The organism is Rhizobium sp. BK456, assembly GCF_014194045.1.
GTDB lineage: Bacteria > Pseudomonadota > Alphaproteobacteria > Rhizobiales > Rhizobiaceae > Rhizobium > Rhizobium redzepovicii.
Map to the genome: position 1 here is coordinate 123101 of NZ_JACIAO010000004.1, position 15999 is coordinate 139099.

General features: G+C 61.5%; 16 protein-coding genes. 14 read left to right on the plus strand and 2 right to left on the minus strand.

The genetic code is table 11. From position 1 onward, the window contains the following. Position 1 precedes the first annotated feature (1 nt). The 9 genes from FHX03_RS13400 (at position 2) to FHX03_RS13440 (ending at position 7449) form a co-directional block, all read left to right on the plus strand. Positions 2-712: a ribonuclease activity regulator RraA gene (locus FHX03_RS13400; RefSeq protein ID WP_097628047.1), complete on the plus strand. Its 711-nt coding sequence runs from the start codon at positions 2-4 to the stop codon at positions 710-712. 116 nt (positions 713-828) lie between these two features. Continuing rightward, positions 829-2346: an aldehyde dehydrogenase (NADP(+)) gene (locus FHX03_RS13405; protein ID WP_183854051.1), complete on the plus strand. Its 1518-nt coding sequence runs from the start codon at positions 829-831 to the stop codon at positions 2344-2346. A 321-nt stretch (positions 2347-2667) separates the two neighbouring features. Next, the gene (locus FHX03_RS13410; protein ID WP_097628045.1) at positions 2668-4188 is read left to right on the plus strand and encodes an ABC transporter substrate-binding protein; all 1521 of its coding nucleotides are present in this window, start codon (positions 2668-2670) and stop codon (positions 4186-4188) included. A 72-nt stretch (positions 4189-4260) separates the two neighbouring features. Further along, positions 4261-5322 carry an Ldh family oxidoreductase gene (locus FHX03_RS13415; protein WP_183779670.1) on the plus strand — a complete coding sequence of 354 codons (1062 nt, stop codon included), beginning with the start codon at positions 4261-4263 and terminating at the stop codon, positions 5320-5322. A 172-nt stretch (positions 5323-5494) separates the two neighbouring features. After that, positions 5495-5785 carry a hypothetical protein gene (locus FHX03_RS13420; protein WP_131710526.1) on the plus strand — a complete coding sequence of 97 codons (291 nt, stop codon included), beginning with the start codon at positions 5495-5497 and terminating at the stop codon, positions 5783-5785. A gap of 34 nt (positions 5786-5819) precedes the next feature. Continuing rightward, positions 5820-6227, plus strand: coding sequence for a hypothetical protein (locus FHX03_RS13425; RefSeq protein ID WP_131710527.1), 408 nt, complete (start codon positions 5820-5822; stop codon positions 6225-6227). Between the two features lie 67 nt (positions 6228-6294). Then, positions 6295-6543 (plus strand): hypothetical protein, encoded by a 249-nt coding sequence (locus tag FHX03_RS13430; RefSeq protein WP_183854053.1) that lies wholly within the window; start codon positions 6295-6297, stop codon positions 6541-6543. Between the two features lie 316 nt (positions 6544-6859). Next, entirely contained in the window at positions 6860-7090 is a 231-nt protein-coding gene (locus FHX03_RS13435; protein WP_037074096.1) for a hypothetical protein, read from the plus strand. 95 nt (positions 7091-7185) lie between these two features. Continuing rightward, on the plus strand, positions 7186-7449 hold the full coding sequence (locus tag FHX03_RS13440; RefSeq protein ID WP_097628040.1) for a hypothetical protein: 264 nt from the start codon (positions 7186-7188) through the stop codon (positions 7447-7449). A gap of 24 nt (positions 7450-7473) precedes the next feature. Here the strand turns inward: FHX03_RS13440 and FHX03_RS13445 are convergent, their stop codons facing one another. After that, positions 7474-8544, minus strand: coding sequence for a LacI family DNA-binding transcriptional regulator (locus FHX03_RS13445; protein WP_183854055.1), 1071 nt, complete (start codon positions 8542-8544; stop codon positions 7474-7476). Positions 8545-8726: 182 nt separating this feature from the next. Here FHX03_RS13445 and FHX03_RS13450 point away from each other — a divergent pair, with 182 nt between their 5' ends. The 5 genes from FHX03_RS13450 (at position 8727) to FHX03_RS13470 (ending at position 13346) form a co-directional block, all read left to right on the plus strand. Continuing rightward, entirely contained in the window at positions 8727-9554 is an 828-nt protein-coding gene (locus FHX03_RS13450; RefSeq protein ID WP_097628038.1) for an ABC transporter substrate-binding protein, read from the plus strand. Between the two features lie 64 nt (positions 9555-9618). Next, the gene (locus FHX03_RS34915; protein ID WP_097628141.1) at positions 9619-11157 is read left to right on the plus strand and encodes an amino acid ABC transporter permease/ATP-binding protein; all 1539 of its coding nucleotides are present in this window, start codon (positions 9619-9621) and stop codon (positions 11155-11157) included. Between the two features lie 85 nt (positions 11158-11242). Beyond that, positions 11243-12379, plus strand: a complete 1137-nt coding sequence (locus FHX03_RS13460; RefSeq protein WP_131710530.1) for an NAD(P)/FAD-dependent oxidoreductase — start codon at positions 11243-11245, stop codon at positions 12377-12379. 54 nt (positions 12380-12433) lie between these two features. Next, positions 12434-12946, plus strand: coding sequence for a hypothetical protein (locus FHX03_RS13465; protein WP_183854057.1), 513 nt, complete (start codon positions 12434-12436; stop codon positions 12944-12946). A gap of 148 nt (positions 12947-13094) precedes the next feature. Beyond that, positions 13095-13346 (plus strand): hypothetical protein, encoded by a 252-nt coding sequence (locus tag FHX03_RS13470; protein ID WP_131710532.1) that lies wholly within the window; start codon positions 13095-13097, stop codon positions 13344-13346. 45 nt (positions 13347-13391) lie between these two features. On the opposite strand, the gene FHX03_RS13475 is transcribed toward FHX03_RS13470, so the two are convergent. After that, positions 13392-15896 carry a methyl-accepting chemotaxis protein gene (locus FHX03_RS13475; protein ID WP_183854059.1) on the minus strand — a complete coding sequence of 835 codons (2505 nt, stop codon included), beginning with the start codon at positions 15894-15896 and terminating at the stop codon, positions 13392-13394. Positions 15897-15999: the final 103 nt, after the last annotated feature.

A 15999-nucleotide genomic window follows, 5' to 3' on the forward strand; every position in this document is an offset into this window, starting at 1 on the left:
TATGAACCCCGCAACCCGTGAAAAACTGATGGGTGTTTCGGTCGCGACGCTCTGCTCGGCGCTGTTCAAGCGTGGCCTGAGAAATCAGACGATCCAGGATGTCCGGCCGGTGCAGCCGAAGGGCCGCAATATGGTGGGACCGGCCTTCACCCTGCGTTACATGCCGGCGCGCGAGGACCGCAATGCGATGAACGTGTTTCGGAACCCGAAACACCCGCAGCGGCTTGCCATCGAGACCTGCCCGGACGGCCATGTTCTAGTGATGGATAGCCGCAAGGATCCGCGCGCAGCCTCTGCCGGCGACATCCTAATTACTCGTCTGATGATGCGCGGCGGCGCCGGCGTCGTCACCGATGGCGGCTTCCGGGACGCCATGACGATCGGTGGCCTTGATATCCCCGCCTATCACAACCGTCCCTCCAGCCCGACGAACCTGACGCTGCACGAGGCAATCGACATCAATGTGCCGATAGGCTGTGGCGATGTGGCGGTCTTCCCGGGCGACATCATGGTTGGCGACGACGACAGCGTGATCGTCATTCCGGCCGAGATCGCCGACGAGATCGCCGACGAAGCGGTGGAGATGACCGCCTACGAGGATTTCGTCACCGAGCGCGTCAAGCAGGGGCATACGATCATCGGTCTCTACCCGGCCACCGATGAAAGCAATCTGACACTCTTTGCCGAATGGCGGAAGGTGAACGGCCGCTAGAACAGGATGATATCAGGCCCGAAAACCGTGCACACTTTTCGGCATCATGTTCTACGCGGCGCATCTTGCGCAATCACCGCACATGGACGGAGCGAGGCTCCGCCAAGGAGATAACAATGAGCTGGACCCCTTCAGGCAGGCATCTGATCGCTGGCGAGTGGATTGCCGGAACGACGACCTTTCGCTCCGAGCCGGCACACGGCCCGGCCCATGATTTCGCCGTCGGCACCACGGAATTGGTCGACCGCGCCTGCCGCGCCGCCGAAGCCGCATTCGCGGCGTTTTCCGCAAAGACATGCGAGGAGCGCGCCATTTTCCTCGAGACCGTCGCCGAGGAAATCGACAGGCGCGGCGCGGCGGTCACCCTGATCGGAACCGAGGAAACCGGGCTCCCCGAGGGCCGGCTCAACGGTGAGCGCGCCCGCACCACCGGCCAGCTCAAGCTGTTTGCCGAGCATATTCGCAAAGGCGCACATCTTGATGCTCGCACCGATGCGGCGCAGCCCGACCGGCAGCCGGCGCCGCGGCCTGAAATCCGCCTGGTGCAGCGGCCGATCGGCCCGGTCGCCGTTTTCGGCGCCTCGAATTTTCCGCTGGCATTCTCGACGGCCGGCGGCGACACGGCAGCCGCGCTTGCCGCCGGCTGCCCTGTCGTGGTCAAGGGACATTCAGCCCATCCCGGCACCGGTGAGATCATTGCCGAGGCGATCGCGGCTGCGATCGAGCGCACCGGCATGCCGGCTGGCGTCTTCAGCCTGATTCAGGGCGGGCGCCGTGATGTCGGAACGGCTCTGGTGACGCATCCCGCTATCAAGGCGGTCGGCTTTACCGGGTCGCTTGCCGGCGGCCGTGCGCTTTTCGACCTTTGCGCCCAGCGCCCTGAACCGATTCCGTTTTTCGGCGAGCTCGGCAGCGTCAATCCGATGTTCCTACTGCCGGCTGCGACCGCTGCCCGGGCGGAGGCAATCGGTTCCGGCTGGGCCGGTTCACTGACGCTTGGTGCCGGCCAGTTCTGCACCAATCCCGGTATCGCCGTCGTCGTCGACGGGCCGGAGGCTGACAAGTTCACCAGTGCTGCCAAGTCGGCTCTTGAAAAAATGGCACCGCAGACGATGCTGACCAAAGGCATCGCCACGGCCTATCACGAAGGTGTCGACCGGATGCGGGCAAGCAATGCGGTCGCGCCGGTTCTCACGGCAGAGAATGCTGGCCGCGACGCAGCGCCGAACCTGTTTGAGACCAACGGCTCGGCCTGGCTTGCCGATCACTCGCTCAGCGAAGAGGTGTTCGGCCCTCTCGGCCTCGTCGTGCGCGTCGGCTCGCCTCAAGAGATGGTCGCCCTTGCCGAAAGCTTTCAAGGACAGCTGACCGCGACGATCCATATGGACGACGCTGATCTTGGCCTTGCCCGCGACCTGCTGCCGATCCTGGAAAGAAAGGCGGGCAGATTGCTGGTCAATGGCTTCCCAACCGGCGTCGAGGTTGTCGATTCCATGGTGCATGGCGGACCTTATCCGGCCTCGACCAATTTCGGTGCGACCAGCGTCGGGACCATGTCGATCCGCAGGTTTCTGCGCCCTGTCGCTTACCAGAATTTCCCCGCCGGCCTGTTGCCCCAAGATCTGCGCAACTGAGACCGGGGAGTATCAAATCGATCGCGGCGACGAAACTTCGCGCTCATTCGCCGGCTTAAAGGCGGGCCCAATGCGTGTGCCGCTGAGCGGCTCTTACCCATGAAGAGATGCGCGGACTGACGCGCTTTACCACGGCTAAAAAACGAGAATTCAGACGGGTGACAGCTCGTGTTTCGGGCGCCGCGCTTGATCGCTCAACTAGTATATTAGTGCTCTTATGTATTAGATTGGCTCTCGCATGAGGAGGCGAGGGCCGGACCACCGAAAGACAAGACGAGGTTTGCTTTAAGGGGCGCCGCCGGCGCATGGGAGGAGAACGAAATGAAACTGCATTTGGTAGCTGCCTGCTTTTCAACCGCGGTGATCGGGCTGAGTATCGGCTCGGCTCACGCTGAAGGTGCCAAGAGCAACGTCACTGTTGTACTTGCCGAAACCGTCGATGTCGTCGAGCCCTGTATGGCAGCGCGCCAGGACGTCGGCCGGGTCATTTCCGAAAACGTCAACGAGATGCTGGTGGAATTCGACTACGTCAACGGCGGCCTCAAACCCCGCCTGGCGACGAAATGGTCGAAGATTGACGACGACACCTGGGAGTTCAAGCTGCGCCCGAATGTCAAATGGCACGATGGCAAACCGTTCACCGCCAAAGACGTCCAGTTCACGATCGAGCGCAACAAGAATAAGAAGCTCAGCTGCGAGACCGGCGGCAAATATTTCGGCGGCACGGAATTCAGCTTCGAGACGCCTGATCCCAACACCATCCGCATTACGACAAAACCGGCGCAGCCGATTCTTCCGTTGCTGATGACGGTGATGGCCGTCGAATCGGCCGAAGCGACACCCGCAGACGAATTTACCCGCAAGCCGGTCGGCACCGGCCCCTATACCTTCGACAAATGGGAGATTGGCCAGTCGATCGTGCTGAAGCGCAATCCGGACTATTGGGGGGACAAGCCGCAGGTGGAGCAGGCGACCTATCTGTTCCGTTCGGATAGCGCCGTCGCGGCGGCCATGGTCGATGCCGGTGAAGCCGATATCGTTCCGGCCGTATCAGTGCAGGATGCCACCAACAAGGAAACCGACTTCGCCTATCCGAATTCGGAGACGACATCGCTGCGCATCGATACGCGGGCAGCGCCGCTCAACGACCGGCGCATACGCGAAGCGATGAACCTCGCCATCGATCGTCAGGCAATGCTTGGAACGCTGTTTCCCGAACAGGCGAAGATCGCCACGCAACTCGTCGTACCCACAACGATCGGCTACAATGCCGATATCCCCGCCTGGCCTTATGATCCCGAAAAAGCAAAGGAATTGGTCAAGGCGGCGAAAGCCGACGGCGTCCCAGTCGATCAACAGATCCGCATCATCGGCCGCAATGGGCAATATCCCAACGCCACCGAAGCGATGGAAGCGATGATGGCCATGCTTCAGGACGTCGGCTTGAACGTCAAGCTCGACATGTATGACGTTTCCGTGTGGAACGGCTATTTCGTTGCACCTTTCGTCGCCGATTCCGGTCCGACATTGACCCAGTCGCAGCACGACAATGCGACCGGCGATCCCGTCTTCACCGCATTCGTGAAATACGCGGCCGACGGCTCTCACTCCATGGTTCGGGATCCTGCGGTCGACGCACTCATCGCCAAGGCGACCTCAGCCACCGGCGACGAGCGCACGAAACTCTGGAAGGAGCTTTTCGCCAAGGTTAACACCGAGATCATCGCCGATATTCCGATGTTCCATATGGTCGGTTTCACCCGCGTTTCGCCGCGTCTCGACTTCAAGCCGACGATCGCAACGAATTCCGAACTGCAGCTGTCGCAAATCCGCTTCAAGTAAGCTGGTTTGCGGACTTAAAGCGCGGGCCACACTCTTTCGGATGGCCCGCGTCTTCCATGACATGACGGATGGATGCCTATGCCGCTGATTGACCGCATTGCCCTCACTCAATTCGCCGAGCAGATATTGACCGGCGCCGGGATGGAGCCCGACAAGGCCGAAACCACAGCCGCTGTCCTGGTGGAAGGCGACATGATCGGCCATGAAACGCATGGCGTCAGTCTGCTGAACTGGTATGTCGAAGCGTTGGAGGACGGTTCGCTGGCGAAATCCGGCAGCTATCAGGTGGTCAATGACCGCGGCGCGGCCTTTGTCTGGGACGGCAAATCCTTGCCCGGCGCATGGCTTTTGACCAAGGCGATCGACCAGGCCTGCGAACGCGTACGCGATCATGGCGTCGTCACCGCGGCGATCCGAAACTGCCATCATACCTGCGCTCTTTCGGCCTTCATGCGGCAGGTTGCCGAGCAGGGCCTGATCGTGCAGCTATCGGTGTCGCATCCCGCGGCAAGCCGTGTCGCGCCCTATGGCGGCACCAAGCCGCTACTGACGCCGAACCCGATGGCGGCCGGTTTCCCGACATCGGAGGATCCGATCCTGATCGACGTCTCAGCTTCGATCACCACCACGACTATGACGCAAAACCTGGCGAAGGCCGGCAAGAAGTTTCCCGAGGCCTGGGCTTTCACCGCCGCTGGCGAGCCTACCGATGACCCGCGCGAGGTGACCGAACGCGGCGGAACGATGATGCCCCTTGGCGGCCAATTGAAGGGACATAAGGGTTTTGGGCTCGGGCTGATCGTCGAATTGCTGGGGCAGGGGCTTTCCGGCAAGGGCCGGGCGAACACGCCGCCTGGCGTGTTTTCGCAAAGCGCCTTTCTTCAAGTCATCGATCCCGCCTTTTTCGCCGGGCTGGATGCCTTTACCGCGCAGTCCGATTTTCTCGCCTCTGCTTGCCGCAGCAACCCTTCCGCGCCCTGGAACAATGGCCCGGTTCGCATGCCGGGTGACAGCGCGGCACGAAGGCGCCGTGCGGCGTTGGAAGAAGGCGTGCCGGTCGGCGATGCGGCTTGGGAGAAACTTTGTCGACATGCCGAGATCCTGGGCTTGCCCATTCCTGCAGTCGCCGCCTGAGGGGCTTCAAGGTCGGGTTCGAACGCCAAGCCCATACGCTCAAAGGCGAGCCTTATGCTGTTGGGCAACTTGTTGCGACGTCTCCAGCCGATTCTGGAACAATGTCCGTCGTCCCCTGTTACATTGGCGATGGAGTAAGTGACGTCCAAAGGACGGAACGGCTGGAGGTTCTATGAAGCGGAGCACGGGATTTTGGCTGATCTTTGCCGTTGTTCTGACGGGCTGCACGACCGGCGAAGGATATTACACGTCGGCTGGACTGGCCCCTATCCCCGGCAGCATCACCTATAATGGTCAGCCACGCACGAAGTTGACGAAATCGCCCGTGGGTTCTTCTTTCCCACACAGCTTCACAGATCAATGGGGACGGCAGGTCGAGGAAACTTACATCATCCGGCCCGACCGGAGCTTGCTGATTGCCGAGCGCCACTATCGGCCGGTTTTCTCGTTCGATGACGACTAGCACAGAGTGATCACTTTTGCGAAGGAGATGGATCATGCCGCGACGCAAGAGCACCGAGACGGCTACCCTCGACCCCGAAGGAGGCAAGATCGGCGAGCCGGTGCCGAAAGCCGTTATCGACAGGAGCACGGCCTCCGTCGGCGTTCCCCGGCAGCCTGATCACGGCCTGGGCGAAGAGTTGAGCGCGCTGCGATTGCAAATCGAAACGCTCCAGCAGCAAATCCTTGATGGCGCCCGATCGGTAAAGAGAGGGGCCGGGAAAGCGGTGGGTCAAACGGAAGCGGCGGTGAAGCTCTATCCGGCCTCGACGCTCCTTCTCGTTGCTGCGGTCGCGGCTGCTTTCGCCTTTGCCGGACGGCGCGCCTCTCTGCCGCGCCGCCGCCACCAGTCGGCGCTGCGTAAGGTGTGGGATTTCTACGACACGATCCGCGCGCGCATCTGACAAGATTTTGGGATTGTCAGCATTCCGATTATGCCCGACACTTGGTCATTCAAGCGGGGGCAACTGCATGCTCGACATTATCATACGAAGCGCTCTCGATATTGTCCGGCGCACGGAGCGCCTGATCGAGGCCAGCAAGCGGTTGCTGCTCACTGAAGGTCTTGACGAAGTCGAGGTGTACGAACTGGATTGCGAGATCGAACGGCTCGGGGATGCGGTTTTCGTCGTGGACGAAGCCATTCGGTCGCTCGCACGCACCGTCGGATACTGGCCGCACGCCGCCCGTCCCTATGGAATACATAGAACATTGCATTGATGGGCTGTCGTTGCCCTTGGTGAAATCGACACCTCACAATGCCCGTTTCGGACAAGTTTTCGAGCCGTGATCTGCATGTCACGCCGATGTCACGCGACCGTGGAAACAATATGTGCTTGATCGGCGTCTGTAGTGTGAGGCCAAGTCTCTGATCTGGAGGTTGCCGGTTCGATTGCCGGAACTGACCGCTTTGTCGCTTGGCCGAATATTGAGCGCATTGGAGGCACTCGATGAGGGATGTGTTGTCGACTATCACGCGTATCCTGAGCTGGGGACGGCCGGGTCAATGCTGCCGTCATTTTGCTGGGGCATCACAATGAGCTCGAAGCGGTCCAGGCGGAAATCTCAGCCCCACGAATTCATCTTTCAGGTTCACACGCGCACGATCGCACAGATCAGGTACGATAGCCTCAGCCGCGTTATGACGGTGGTCTACCACGACGGCCGCTCCACGACGACGACCGGCATACAAGGCCCGGCAATGCTGAGGATCCTTGCCCAGCGTCCGCTGGAGCGCTCGCCGTTTCTGTTGCAGACGGTCATCTGAGGCGGATGTCGTCGCCGAAATCCGCATGATCGTGCATCCATTTCCGGCGGGCTGCGTTCATCTCCAATAGTCAGAACCTAGTGGAGGGAATTCCGATGACCTTTCCGTCGCCGAAAACCGAAGCGCCCGCGCAACGCTTCAAAGAGGCGACTGATGCCGCGCGCGACGCATTGGAAGGACTGGTTGCCGCCGCCAATGAAGCCGGATGGGCAACCGAAGAGATAACTGCAGCGCTGCTTGAAGCCGCCCAGTTTCTGCGTGATGCCAACAAGAAAGATCCCGATCCGGCCGACGATCCCGCTATCAGCGACACATCTGCCAGGCAGGAGCAGATTGGTCATGGCGAGCTCTATGATTAGAGCATATCGGCTTTAGCCCGGATCTCACCGGCCGATCGTCGCCACGGAGCCGCGCACGACAAGGCTCGTGGTAACGCGCAGATGTTCGACGGCAAGCGGGGTGCGCTCGATGCGGGCGACGAGCCGTTCGCCGGCGAGTTTGCCAAGCTCGTAGACGCGCTGGTCGACGATGGTGATCGGTGGAACGGTGACGCTGGTCCAGTCGGCGTCCAGAAAGGAAATCATCGAGACATCCTGCGGGATCGACAGGCCGAGCGATTGCAGCGACTTGAAAATGCGCAAGCCGACGAGGCTGTCGGATGCCAGCAGCGCCGTCGGCGGTGATATTTCCGAAAGCAGACGTTTCATCACCGCGTCCGTCTGATGCTGGTCTGTGGCACCGAGCCTGACGGAGTGAAGAGGGTTCGGCAAATCCGCCTCGGTCAGAGCGCTGACGAAGCCTTCCACGCGTTCGCGCACGGCGGAATTCGAGATAAGCGCGATATCGGTGAGCCCGCCTCTCTCGGCATCCATGGCCGAGACATAGGCGAGGCGGCGATGTCCTTGGCCGATCAGATGCCGGGTCGCGGTGAGGGCTGCCTCCCGGTCGTCGCCGGTCACGGCGTCGACATCGAGTTCGGGGATGGCCCGGTCGAACAGAACCAGCGGCACGCCGGCGCGGCGGACATGCTGCAGGTGATCGAGGCGGTCGCAGCGGGCCGGCGTGACGATCAGGCCATCGACGCGCTTGCCAATCAGCAGGTCGACGGCCGATCTTTCCGCATCGAGTTGTTCGCCCGAATTGGCGATGATGATGTTGAAGCCTGCAAGGCGGGCCGCATCGCTGATGCCGCGCACTGCCAGACTGAAGAAAGCGTTCTCGATATCGCCGACAACCACGCCGATGATGCCCGAGCGTCCCGTGCTCATGCTCCGGGCGAGCTCGTTCGGGCGGTATTCGAGTGCGGCGGCTGCCGCCATCACCTGATCCTTGATCTGGACGCTGACGGCGCCGTAGCCGCCGAGCACACGGGCGGCCGTTGCCTTCGAGACCTTTGCGGCCTTCGCAACGTCGGCGACCGTGACTGGCCGTTTCGGATGAGCGGAATCTTCCATAACCGAGGACTACAAGAGTTGTTGACGGCCGGTCAATTGACAGATATCAAATATGTTGTGAGACCGGTCTCTTTATATCAGAGACCGGTATCCTGCCCATAAAGCTTTGCTGCTGATACGCGACAGAGTGTGGGTGAAGCAACATGCCGACAAGAGCATTCCTTTCAGAGCGGAGAACGACGATGAAGCCTTTTGAAACATTTGCGGCCACCCTCGCCCCATTGCGGGCCGGCATTCTGACGTGCCTTCTTGCGATGGGGGCAGGCTCTGCCGTTGCGGCCGACAATCCCTATAACCTGATCGAGACGGGGACGATCAGCGTCGGCACGATGGGGGATTCCAAGCCCTATACATTTGCGACGGCCGACGGTCAGTTCACCGGCTTCGATATCGAACTGTTTCTCAACGTCGTCTCCCGCCTCGGCTTCCCAAAAGACAAGGTGACGTTCACGGGCCAGGAATTTTCAGCCCTCCTGCCGTCGGTGGCAAACGAACGCTTCGACGTTGCCGTCGCCGCGATCGGCACCACCGAAGCCCGCAAGAAGACCGTCGATTTTTCCGACGGCTATCTTGCCGGTTATCTCTCGGTTTTGACCGCGGATGCCGGCATCAAGGATGCCGACGGCCTCAAGGGCAAACGTCTCGGCGTCGTTCAGGGCACCTTGCAGGAGGTCTATGCGGCCAAAAATTTCGGTGGAACCGATCTAGTGAAATTCCCCGATAACAATTCCGCCGTCGCCGCCCTCAACAATGGCACGGTCGATGCGCATTTCCTCGATTACGAGGCGGCCAAACAATATGGCGAGCGCTATCCCGCGCTGAAGGTTGCGGTCAACATCCCATCCTTCGATGCGCCGGCGGGCTTCGTGATCCGCAAGGGGAATGATGCCTTCCGCACGGCGCTGAACGGCGCCCTTCACGACGCGATGCAGGACGGCACCTGGAAGACCCTCTACGAAAAATGGTTCCCAGGCTCGCCGATGCCGGACCAGTATCTTCCTAAGAAGTGAGGCCGCAGGCCGTCCGCTCCGGCGGACGGCCTTGTGCCCGGCGTGGGCTTCGATGGGGATCTCGATGAACTGGCTTGAAAATCTGCGCCGCAGCTTCCTGGATTGGGACGCCATGGCGGAAGTGCTGCCGAGCATGATCAGCGTCGGCCTCAAGAACACCCTGATCCTGGCCGCCGCCTCGACCGTGCTCGGCGTCGTCATCGGCATGGCTCTCGCCGTGATGGGCATCTCGCAGTCCCGCTGGCTACGGCTGCCCGCGCGCATCTACACCGATATCTTTCGCGGCCTGCCGGCAATCGTCACGATCCTGATCATCGGTCAGGGTTTTGCCCGGATCGGACGAGAGATCTTCGGCCCGTCGCCATTCCCGCTCGGCATCCTGGCGCTCAGCCTGATCGCCGGGGCCTATATCGGCGAAATCTTCCGCTCGGGTATCCAAAGCGTCGAGCGCGGCCAGATGGAAGCCTGTCGAGCGCTGAGCATGAGCTACGGGCAAGGCATGCGCCTGATCGTCATCCCGCAAGGCATCCGGCGCGTCCTGCCGGCGCTGGTCAATCAGTTCATCGGAAACGTCAAGGATTCCAGCCTCGTCTATTTCCTCGGATTGCTCGCCTCCGAGCGGGAAATCTTCCGCGTCGGGCAGGATCAGGCTGTCGTAACGGGCAATCTGTCGCCCTTGCTGCTGGCGGGCGTCTTCTATCTCGTCATCACCGTGCCGCTCACCCACTTGGTCAACTACATCGACGTGAGACTGCGCCTGGGAAAACAGGGCCGCGGTACGGGTGCTGCGAGTGGTCTGGCCGAGGTCAGCGAGTTGCAAGCCGCTGCCGTCCCGCAGCCCGCGGCCAAATCTTCCGGAGAGACGAAACCGCGCTTCCAGGGCGGCGCCCTGAACATCCGGGATCTGAGCATGGCCTATGGCGATCTCGACGTGCTGAAGGGTGTCGACCTCGACATCGCCGCCGGGACCGTCACCTGCATCATCGGCCCCTCCGGTTCGGGCAAATCGACGCTTTTGCGCTGCATGAACAGGCTGGTGGAACCGAAGGGCGGTGACATCCTGCTCGATGGCGACAGCATTCTGGCCATGAAACCGGAACGGTTGCGCCGGCGGGTGGGGATGGTGTTCCAGCACTTCAACCTCTTTCCCGATCACACAGCGCTTGAGAACGTCATGCTTTCCCTGACGAAGATCAAGAAGATGCCGAGGCAGGAGGCGCGACGCATCGCCGAGGCGCGTTTGGCCGAGGTCGGTCTTGCCGAGCGCAGGGATCATCGCCCGGCAGGTCTATCGGGCGGGCAGCAGCAGCGCGTCGCCATCGCGCGAGCTCTTGCCATGGATCCGGAGCTTATCCTGTTCGACGAAGTGACGAGTGCGCTCGATCCCGAACTGGTCAAGGGCGTTCTCGACTTGATGGCGGCTCTCGGCCGCCAGGGCATGACCATGGCCGTCGTCACGCACGAGATGGGATTTGCGCGGAAGGTGGCCGATCAGGTGGTCTTCATGGATGAGGGCCGGATCGTCGAGGCCGGCTGCCCACAGCAGATCTTCGACAATCCCCAAAGCGAGCGGCTGAAGCGCTTCCTTGCGGAAGTCCTCTAGCCCCTGACGTGAAGCATGCCGCCGCCGTCACTCACGACGGATGCATCGGAATTCGTTCGACATAGCAGGAAACAAGGTTATCGACATGAATGCTACCCCAAAACCTTCGAAGGTTGTCGTCATCGGTGGCGGCATATTCGGCGTCTCGACGGCTGTCCATCTCGCGCGCCTTGGGATCGCCACCGTGCTCGTCAGTGACGGGCCGCTTGCCAATGGCGCCTCCGGCCGTTCGCTCGCCTGGCTCAATTCTGCCCGGAAACGCTCCGACGCCTATCACCGGCTGCGCCTCGCCGGTATCGACCGGTATCGAACGCTCGCCGCCCGATATCCGGATGCGCCTTGGTTGCGTTTCGATGGCGGGCTGACCTGGGATGCCGATGACGCCGGTAACGAGATCGCCGAGGTCTTCGACTATGAGTGCAATCTCGGCTATCACGCGCAATGGCTGACCCAGGAAAACATTGCCGGCGCGACGCCCGGCGTCGACGCCAGCGCGGTGACGGTGCAGGGTGCGATCTTCAATCCTGGGGAAGGCTGGGTCGATCTCCCATCTCTGATCGGCATTCTCGCAGCGGAGTTCCGTTTGCTCGGCGGCGAGGTCGTGACAGACGCTGGGCGCGCGATAATTGATGTCGAAGGCGCCCGCGTCCGCGGCGTGAGCACGGCGGACGGCAGGCACTGGCAAGCGGAGTCTGTGCTGCTTGCCGCGGGCAGCGCCGTTCCGGCAATCGTCGCCGAAGCCGGTCAGCATATCGCCGACGCAACGCCGGTCGCCCTTCTCGTCAGGACGAAGCCGATCCGCCATTCGCTGAAGGCCGTGCTTAACACTCCCCGCGTCGCCATCCGGCCCATGCCCAATGGCGGGTTCGCGCTCGATTCGGCCTGGTCCGAGGAAGAGGTCGGAATGAAGCCGGACGGCAGTTATGAGGTCAGACAATCGACGCTGGACGGGCTGCTGCGCGAGGCGTCAAAAGTTCTCGAAGGCAACCCCACGCTCGAGATCGACGATTATGGTGTCGGCCCGAAGCCCATTCCGGGCGACGGCGAACCGGTCTTCGGCGAGCTGCCGTCGATCTGGGGTTATTTCGTCGCCTTCAGCCATAGTGGAGCCACGCTCGGCCTGATCGCCGGCGAACTGCTGGCGGACGAGATCGCCACCGGACGCCGTCATCCACTGCTGGCGGAATTTCGGCCGGAGCGTTTCAGCGCATCGCGGCCGTGATGGATCAAATAGAGCCATCGAGCGTTCTGCCGAGGAAACAACGGGAGACGCATCATGTTTAAGGACGAGCCCGCCGGTGTCGGCGCGGAACAGAGACACGACGATGTCGGCGCGCGGACGGCGAACGGAGAGGAGACGAGCATCAACCCGGAGCTGATCCGGCGTGAGGGGTTTGCGAGCGAGGCCGAGTACGAGGCCTACCTCGCAACGCTCGGCCAGGATGCTCTTACACCGGCCGATGCTTATATGGAGGAACCGTTCCTGGTCTCGGAGGAGCATGTTCTGGAAAGTCGGTTGCGGGAGCTGAGGGAGGAGCTCGAAAACCTCCAGGCCCGCCTTCATGTAATCAGAGACCAGACTGCGGCCGTCGTGACTGAAAACGTCCGATGGGCAGATGCCAGTGCCCATGCCCAGCTCGGCAATCAGCCGTGGCTGAAGCTCGCCGGCGCGATGGCTGCGGCATTCGTCATCACCCGGGGTATCAGGCGACTGCCCCTCGGAACCGTCGCGACCACGGCGCTGCCCTTGGTCGCCGCCGCTATGAACCGGAAATTCGCCAGAGGATAATGCCTAAAGCTCCAAAGCGAAATCTGCACCTGTTGGCGCATTTGGAACCGGCTTCCGCACATGGCCGATCGGGTCTGGGACCGTCATGAAACCAGTGTCATCTTCTTGCCGAAGTGTTCGTGACATTTTACATCTTAAGGAGGCGAACATGACTGGACATGACGACCGCTATATCGAGATTACGACACGTCTTCGCTCGGTGCGATCCTTCTGCGACTTCCTCTCGCAGGGCGGGATCGTCCGTGTCGCCTTGAAGGACGGCGCTCCCTATAAAGACGTCACGGCCGTACTCCTGGAACGGAAGCGCAGGGAGGCGGAAGCGCTCGATCGTACACGCCGGCGGCTCTATCCGGATCTCTCGGATGAAGAGGTGATGCCGCCGCTCTACAGTCGTCACTGACCCGCCCGCCCGTCACGGGCGCCTACGAAGCAGAGCGGAGCCCCACTATGCAGCGTTCACGCGACGCGTCTCTGTTTCATCCAATTGGAATTGGTCGATCAGTTGCAGGAGCGTCTTCGTCTCGTCGGCAAGTTCCTTCGTCGCCGCGCTCGTTTCCTCAACCATGGCCGCGTTCTGCTGCGTCATCTGATCCATCCGGTTGACGGAGGAATTGACTTCGTGCAGCGCGTTGTATTGCTCCCGGCTCGACCGCGCAATGACGTCCATCTGCTCGGATGCGGTGACCACTTTCGCGGAAATGCTTTCGAGGACTTCGCTGGTTTCCCGCACGACCCGCGCCCCGTTGGTAATCTCCGTCCGCGAGCGCCCGATCAGCTGTTTGATCCTTTGCCCGGCCTCGGCGGAGCGCTGAGCGAGATCGCGAACCTCCTGAGCCACGACCGCAAAGCCTTTTCCAGCCTCGCCGGCGCGGGCTGCTTCGATGCCGGCATTGAGCGCGAGCAGGTTCGTCTGGAATGCGATGTCGTCGATGACGCCGATGATCTGCACGATCTCGTCCGAAGCGGCTTCGATCTTGCTCATCGCCTCGATGGCGCTGGCGACGACACCGGATGAGGAATCGGCCGTCTTCTTGGTGTCGGTGATGATCTCGCGGGCATCGTCGGCGCAGGCTGCCGACGAGCGAACCGTGGTGGTGATCTCCTCGATAGCCGCGGCGATTTCCTCAAGCGCCACGGCCTGCTGCTCGGTGCGCTTTGCGAGGTTGCTTGCCGACAGATCCATCTGGCCGGCATTGCCTTCGATCATGCGGGTGTTGGTGCGGATCTGATCGATCGTTTCCTGCAGGCGAAGCAGCGACGAATTGAAGTCGTTGCGAAGCTGCTCCAGCCGGCCGAAGAAGGGCGACGCGATCGTCTGTGAAATATCGCCTCGCGCCAGGCGCCCGAGCCCTTCGGCCAAGGCCGTCACTGCGAAGTCGATCTGCTGTTCGACGGCACGTTTTTCCTCGTCGTTGCGATGCCTATCCTCCTCGGCCTTCGCCCGTTCGATCTCGCTACGCTCCTCGATCTCGACCTTGGCGATGGCATTGTTCTTGAAGACTCCGAGCGCGCGGGCCATATCGCCGATTTCATCGGCCCGGGTCTCGCCGACGATCGACGTTTCAAGCTTGCCATCCGCAAGCCGCCGCATGGCCGAGGTGATCTGGTTGATCGGGCCCTTGAGTGTGACCGTCAGCCCGACGCCGGCAAGGATTGCAATCACCACGCCGAGGATCGTCGTTCCCAAAGACATGGCATTGGCGTCGGTACGTTCTTCGGCTGCGTTCTGCCGCTGCATTTCGGCGAACGCCGTCAGTTGCGACCACATCCGGTCGACATCGGCAGCGGCGGCGCGGAATTCTTCCTGGCGCTGCGCGCTGATGCGGACGAGATCGGTGGCGGCCTTCTGCATCTTATCAAGTGCCGGCAGAAGCTTCGGTTTGAGATTATCGAATTGGGCAACGCCGCCCGCATTCGAGATCAACATATCCAGCCCTTTTCTGACAGCGGTGATTTCCTGCGAAAGCCGCTGGAGATTGGCGTCCGTCGGGGCGAGCGTCAGTTTCGCCAGGACGATCTGGATCACATATGCCGAGGTTGTCAGCTTCTGACCGTCTCTCTGGCTGGTCTTGGCACGCTCGACCGTCTTGGCCGTTTCAGCCGCTTTATCCGTCACGGCCTTCAACCGCCGCGTGGCGACGACCTGCAATTCGGGCAGCCTGCCGACGATCTGGGCCGTCGCATCACGAAGGCCAGCGACGCGCGCTTCGGTCTGGCCGGAAGCCTCGACAAGCGGCTTCAGGGTCGCGATGGTATCGTCGATCGCTTTTTTAGCGTCCGGCGCATCGCCGCCGAGCGCCATTCCGACGATGCGCTGTTGCCGGGCGAGTTCGTCGAGATCCGCGCCACTGATCGGGCCGGCGGCTTGGGCCTTGTCGTTCAGCGATTGGGTGAAGGATGCGAAATCCGAAATGCGCCGCGCGTCGCCGAGCGTGTTGCGAGACTCGTCTTCCTGCAGGTCGGCCGCGCGTTGGAGAACCTTGGAGCCCTCGACGATATCCGTCTGGGACGACACGACGACGCTCTGCGCTTTCTGGAGATCGGCAAGGAGTGCCGTCCGGCTTTCTTGAAGCTGCCACAGCGAGTCCATGCGTGTCGAAATTCCATCGATCGAAGAGAGCGCCTGTTCCAACTCCTGCTGGCCGCTGCGATCCGCGGCGAGCCTGTCGAGGCCGGATTTCAGAAGAGCACGCTGATCGGCAAGCTTGGCGGTGACGGCGTCTCTGTTTTCCTGCGTGGCATTGGCGAGGAATTCGGCCATCGCGGCAGATAGATTGCGAAAGCCGCTCAAGGACTGCAGGACGGAGTTGGAAATATCCATCCGCCCCTGGAGCAGGCTCGATGCATAAAAGCCCATGGCGCCGACGGCCATGATGCTCAAGACGAATGGCGCGATGAACACCATCACCTGCGTCTGGATGCGCACACGTGACAACAGCCTAGCCAACATCAACCCCTCCTCTTCCTCCAAGAGAGCAGTCGATTTCGAGTGAAGGTCCCGATCCGCTCGAACGACTGAACTTCCATCACCCGGACACATGATGCGCGGGCGG

What these genes read in the sequence shown, in the direction of transcription:
- FHX03_RS13400 (WP_097628047.1), top strand. Translation starts at nt 2, where the DNA reads ATGAACCCCGCAACCCGTGAAAAACTGATGGGTGTTTCGGTCGCGACG.
- FHX03_RS13405 (WP_183854051.1), top strand. Translation starts at nt 829, where the DNA reads ATGAGCTGGACCCCTTCAGGCAGGCATCTGATCGCTGGCGAGTGGATT.
- FHX03_RS13410 (WP_097628045.1), top strand. Translation starts at nt 2,668, where the DNA reads ATGAAACTGCATTTGGTAGCTGCCTGCTTTTCAACCGCGGTGATCGGG.
- FHX03_RS13415 (WP_183779670.1), top strand. Translation starts at nt 4,261, where the DNA reads ATGCCTATGCCGCTGATTGACCGCATTGCCCTCACTCAATTCGCCGAG.
- FHX03_RS13420 (WP_131710526.1), top strand. Translation starts at nt 5,495, where the DNA reads ATGAAGCGGAGCACGGGATTTTGGCTGATCTTTGCCGTTGTTCTGACG.
- FHX03_RS13425 (WP_131710527.1), top strand. Translation starts at nt 5,820, where the DNA reads ATGCCGCGACGCAAGAGCACCGAGACGGCTACCCTCGACCCCGAAGGA.
- FHX03_RS13430 (WP_183854053.1), top strand. Translation starts at nt 6,295, where the DNA reads ATGCTCGACATTATCATACGAAGCGCTCTCGATATTGTCCGGCGCACG.
- FHX03_RS13435 (WP_037074096.1), top strand. Translation starts at nt 6,860, where the DNA reads ATGAGCTCGAAGCGGTCCAGGCGGAAATCTCAGCCCCACGAATTCATC.
- FHX03_RS13440 (WP_097628040.1), top strand. Translation starts at nt 7,186, where the DNA reads ATGACCTTTCCGTCGCCGAAAACCGAAGCGCCCGCGCAACGCTTCAAA.
- FHX03_RS13445 (WP_183854055.1), bottom strand. Translation starts at nt 8,544, where the DNA reads ATGGAAGATTCCGCTCATCCGAAACGGCCAGTCACGGTCGCCGACGTT.
- FHX03_RS13450 (WP_097628038.1), top strand. Translation starts at nt 8,727, where the DNA reads ATGAAGCCTTTTGAAACATTTGCGGCCACCCTCGCCCCATTGCGGGCC.
- FHX03_RS34915 (WP_097628141.1), top strand. Translation starts at nt 9,619, where the DNA reads ATGAACTGGCTTGAAAATCTGCGCCGCAGCTTCCTGGATTGGGACGCC.
- FHX03_RS13460 (WP_131710530.1), top strand. Translation starts at nt 11,243, where the DNA reads ATGAATGCTACCCCAAAACCTTCGAAGGTTGTCGTCATCGGTGGCGGC.
- FHX03_RS13465 (WP_183854057.1), top strand. Translation starts at nt 12,434, where the DNA reads ATGTTTAAGGACGAGCCCGCCGGTGTCGGCGCGGAACAGAGACACGAC.
- FHX03_RS13470 (WP_131710532.1), top strand. Translation starts at nt 13,095, where the DNA reads ATGACTGGACATGACGACCGCTATATCGAGATTACGACACGTCTTCGC.
- FHX03_RS13475 (WP_183854059.1), bottom strand. Translation starts at nt 15,896, where the DNA reads ATGTTGGCTAGGCTGTTGTCACGTGTGCGCATCCAGACGCAGGTGATG.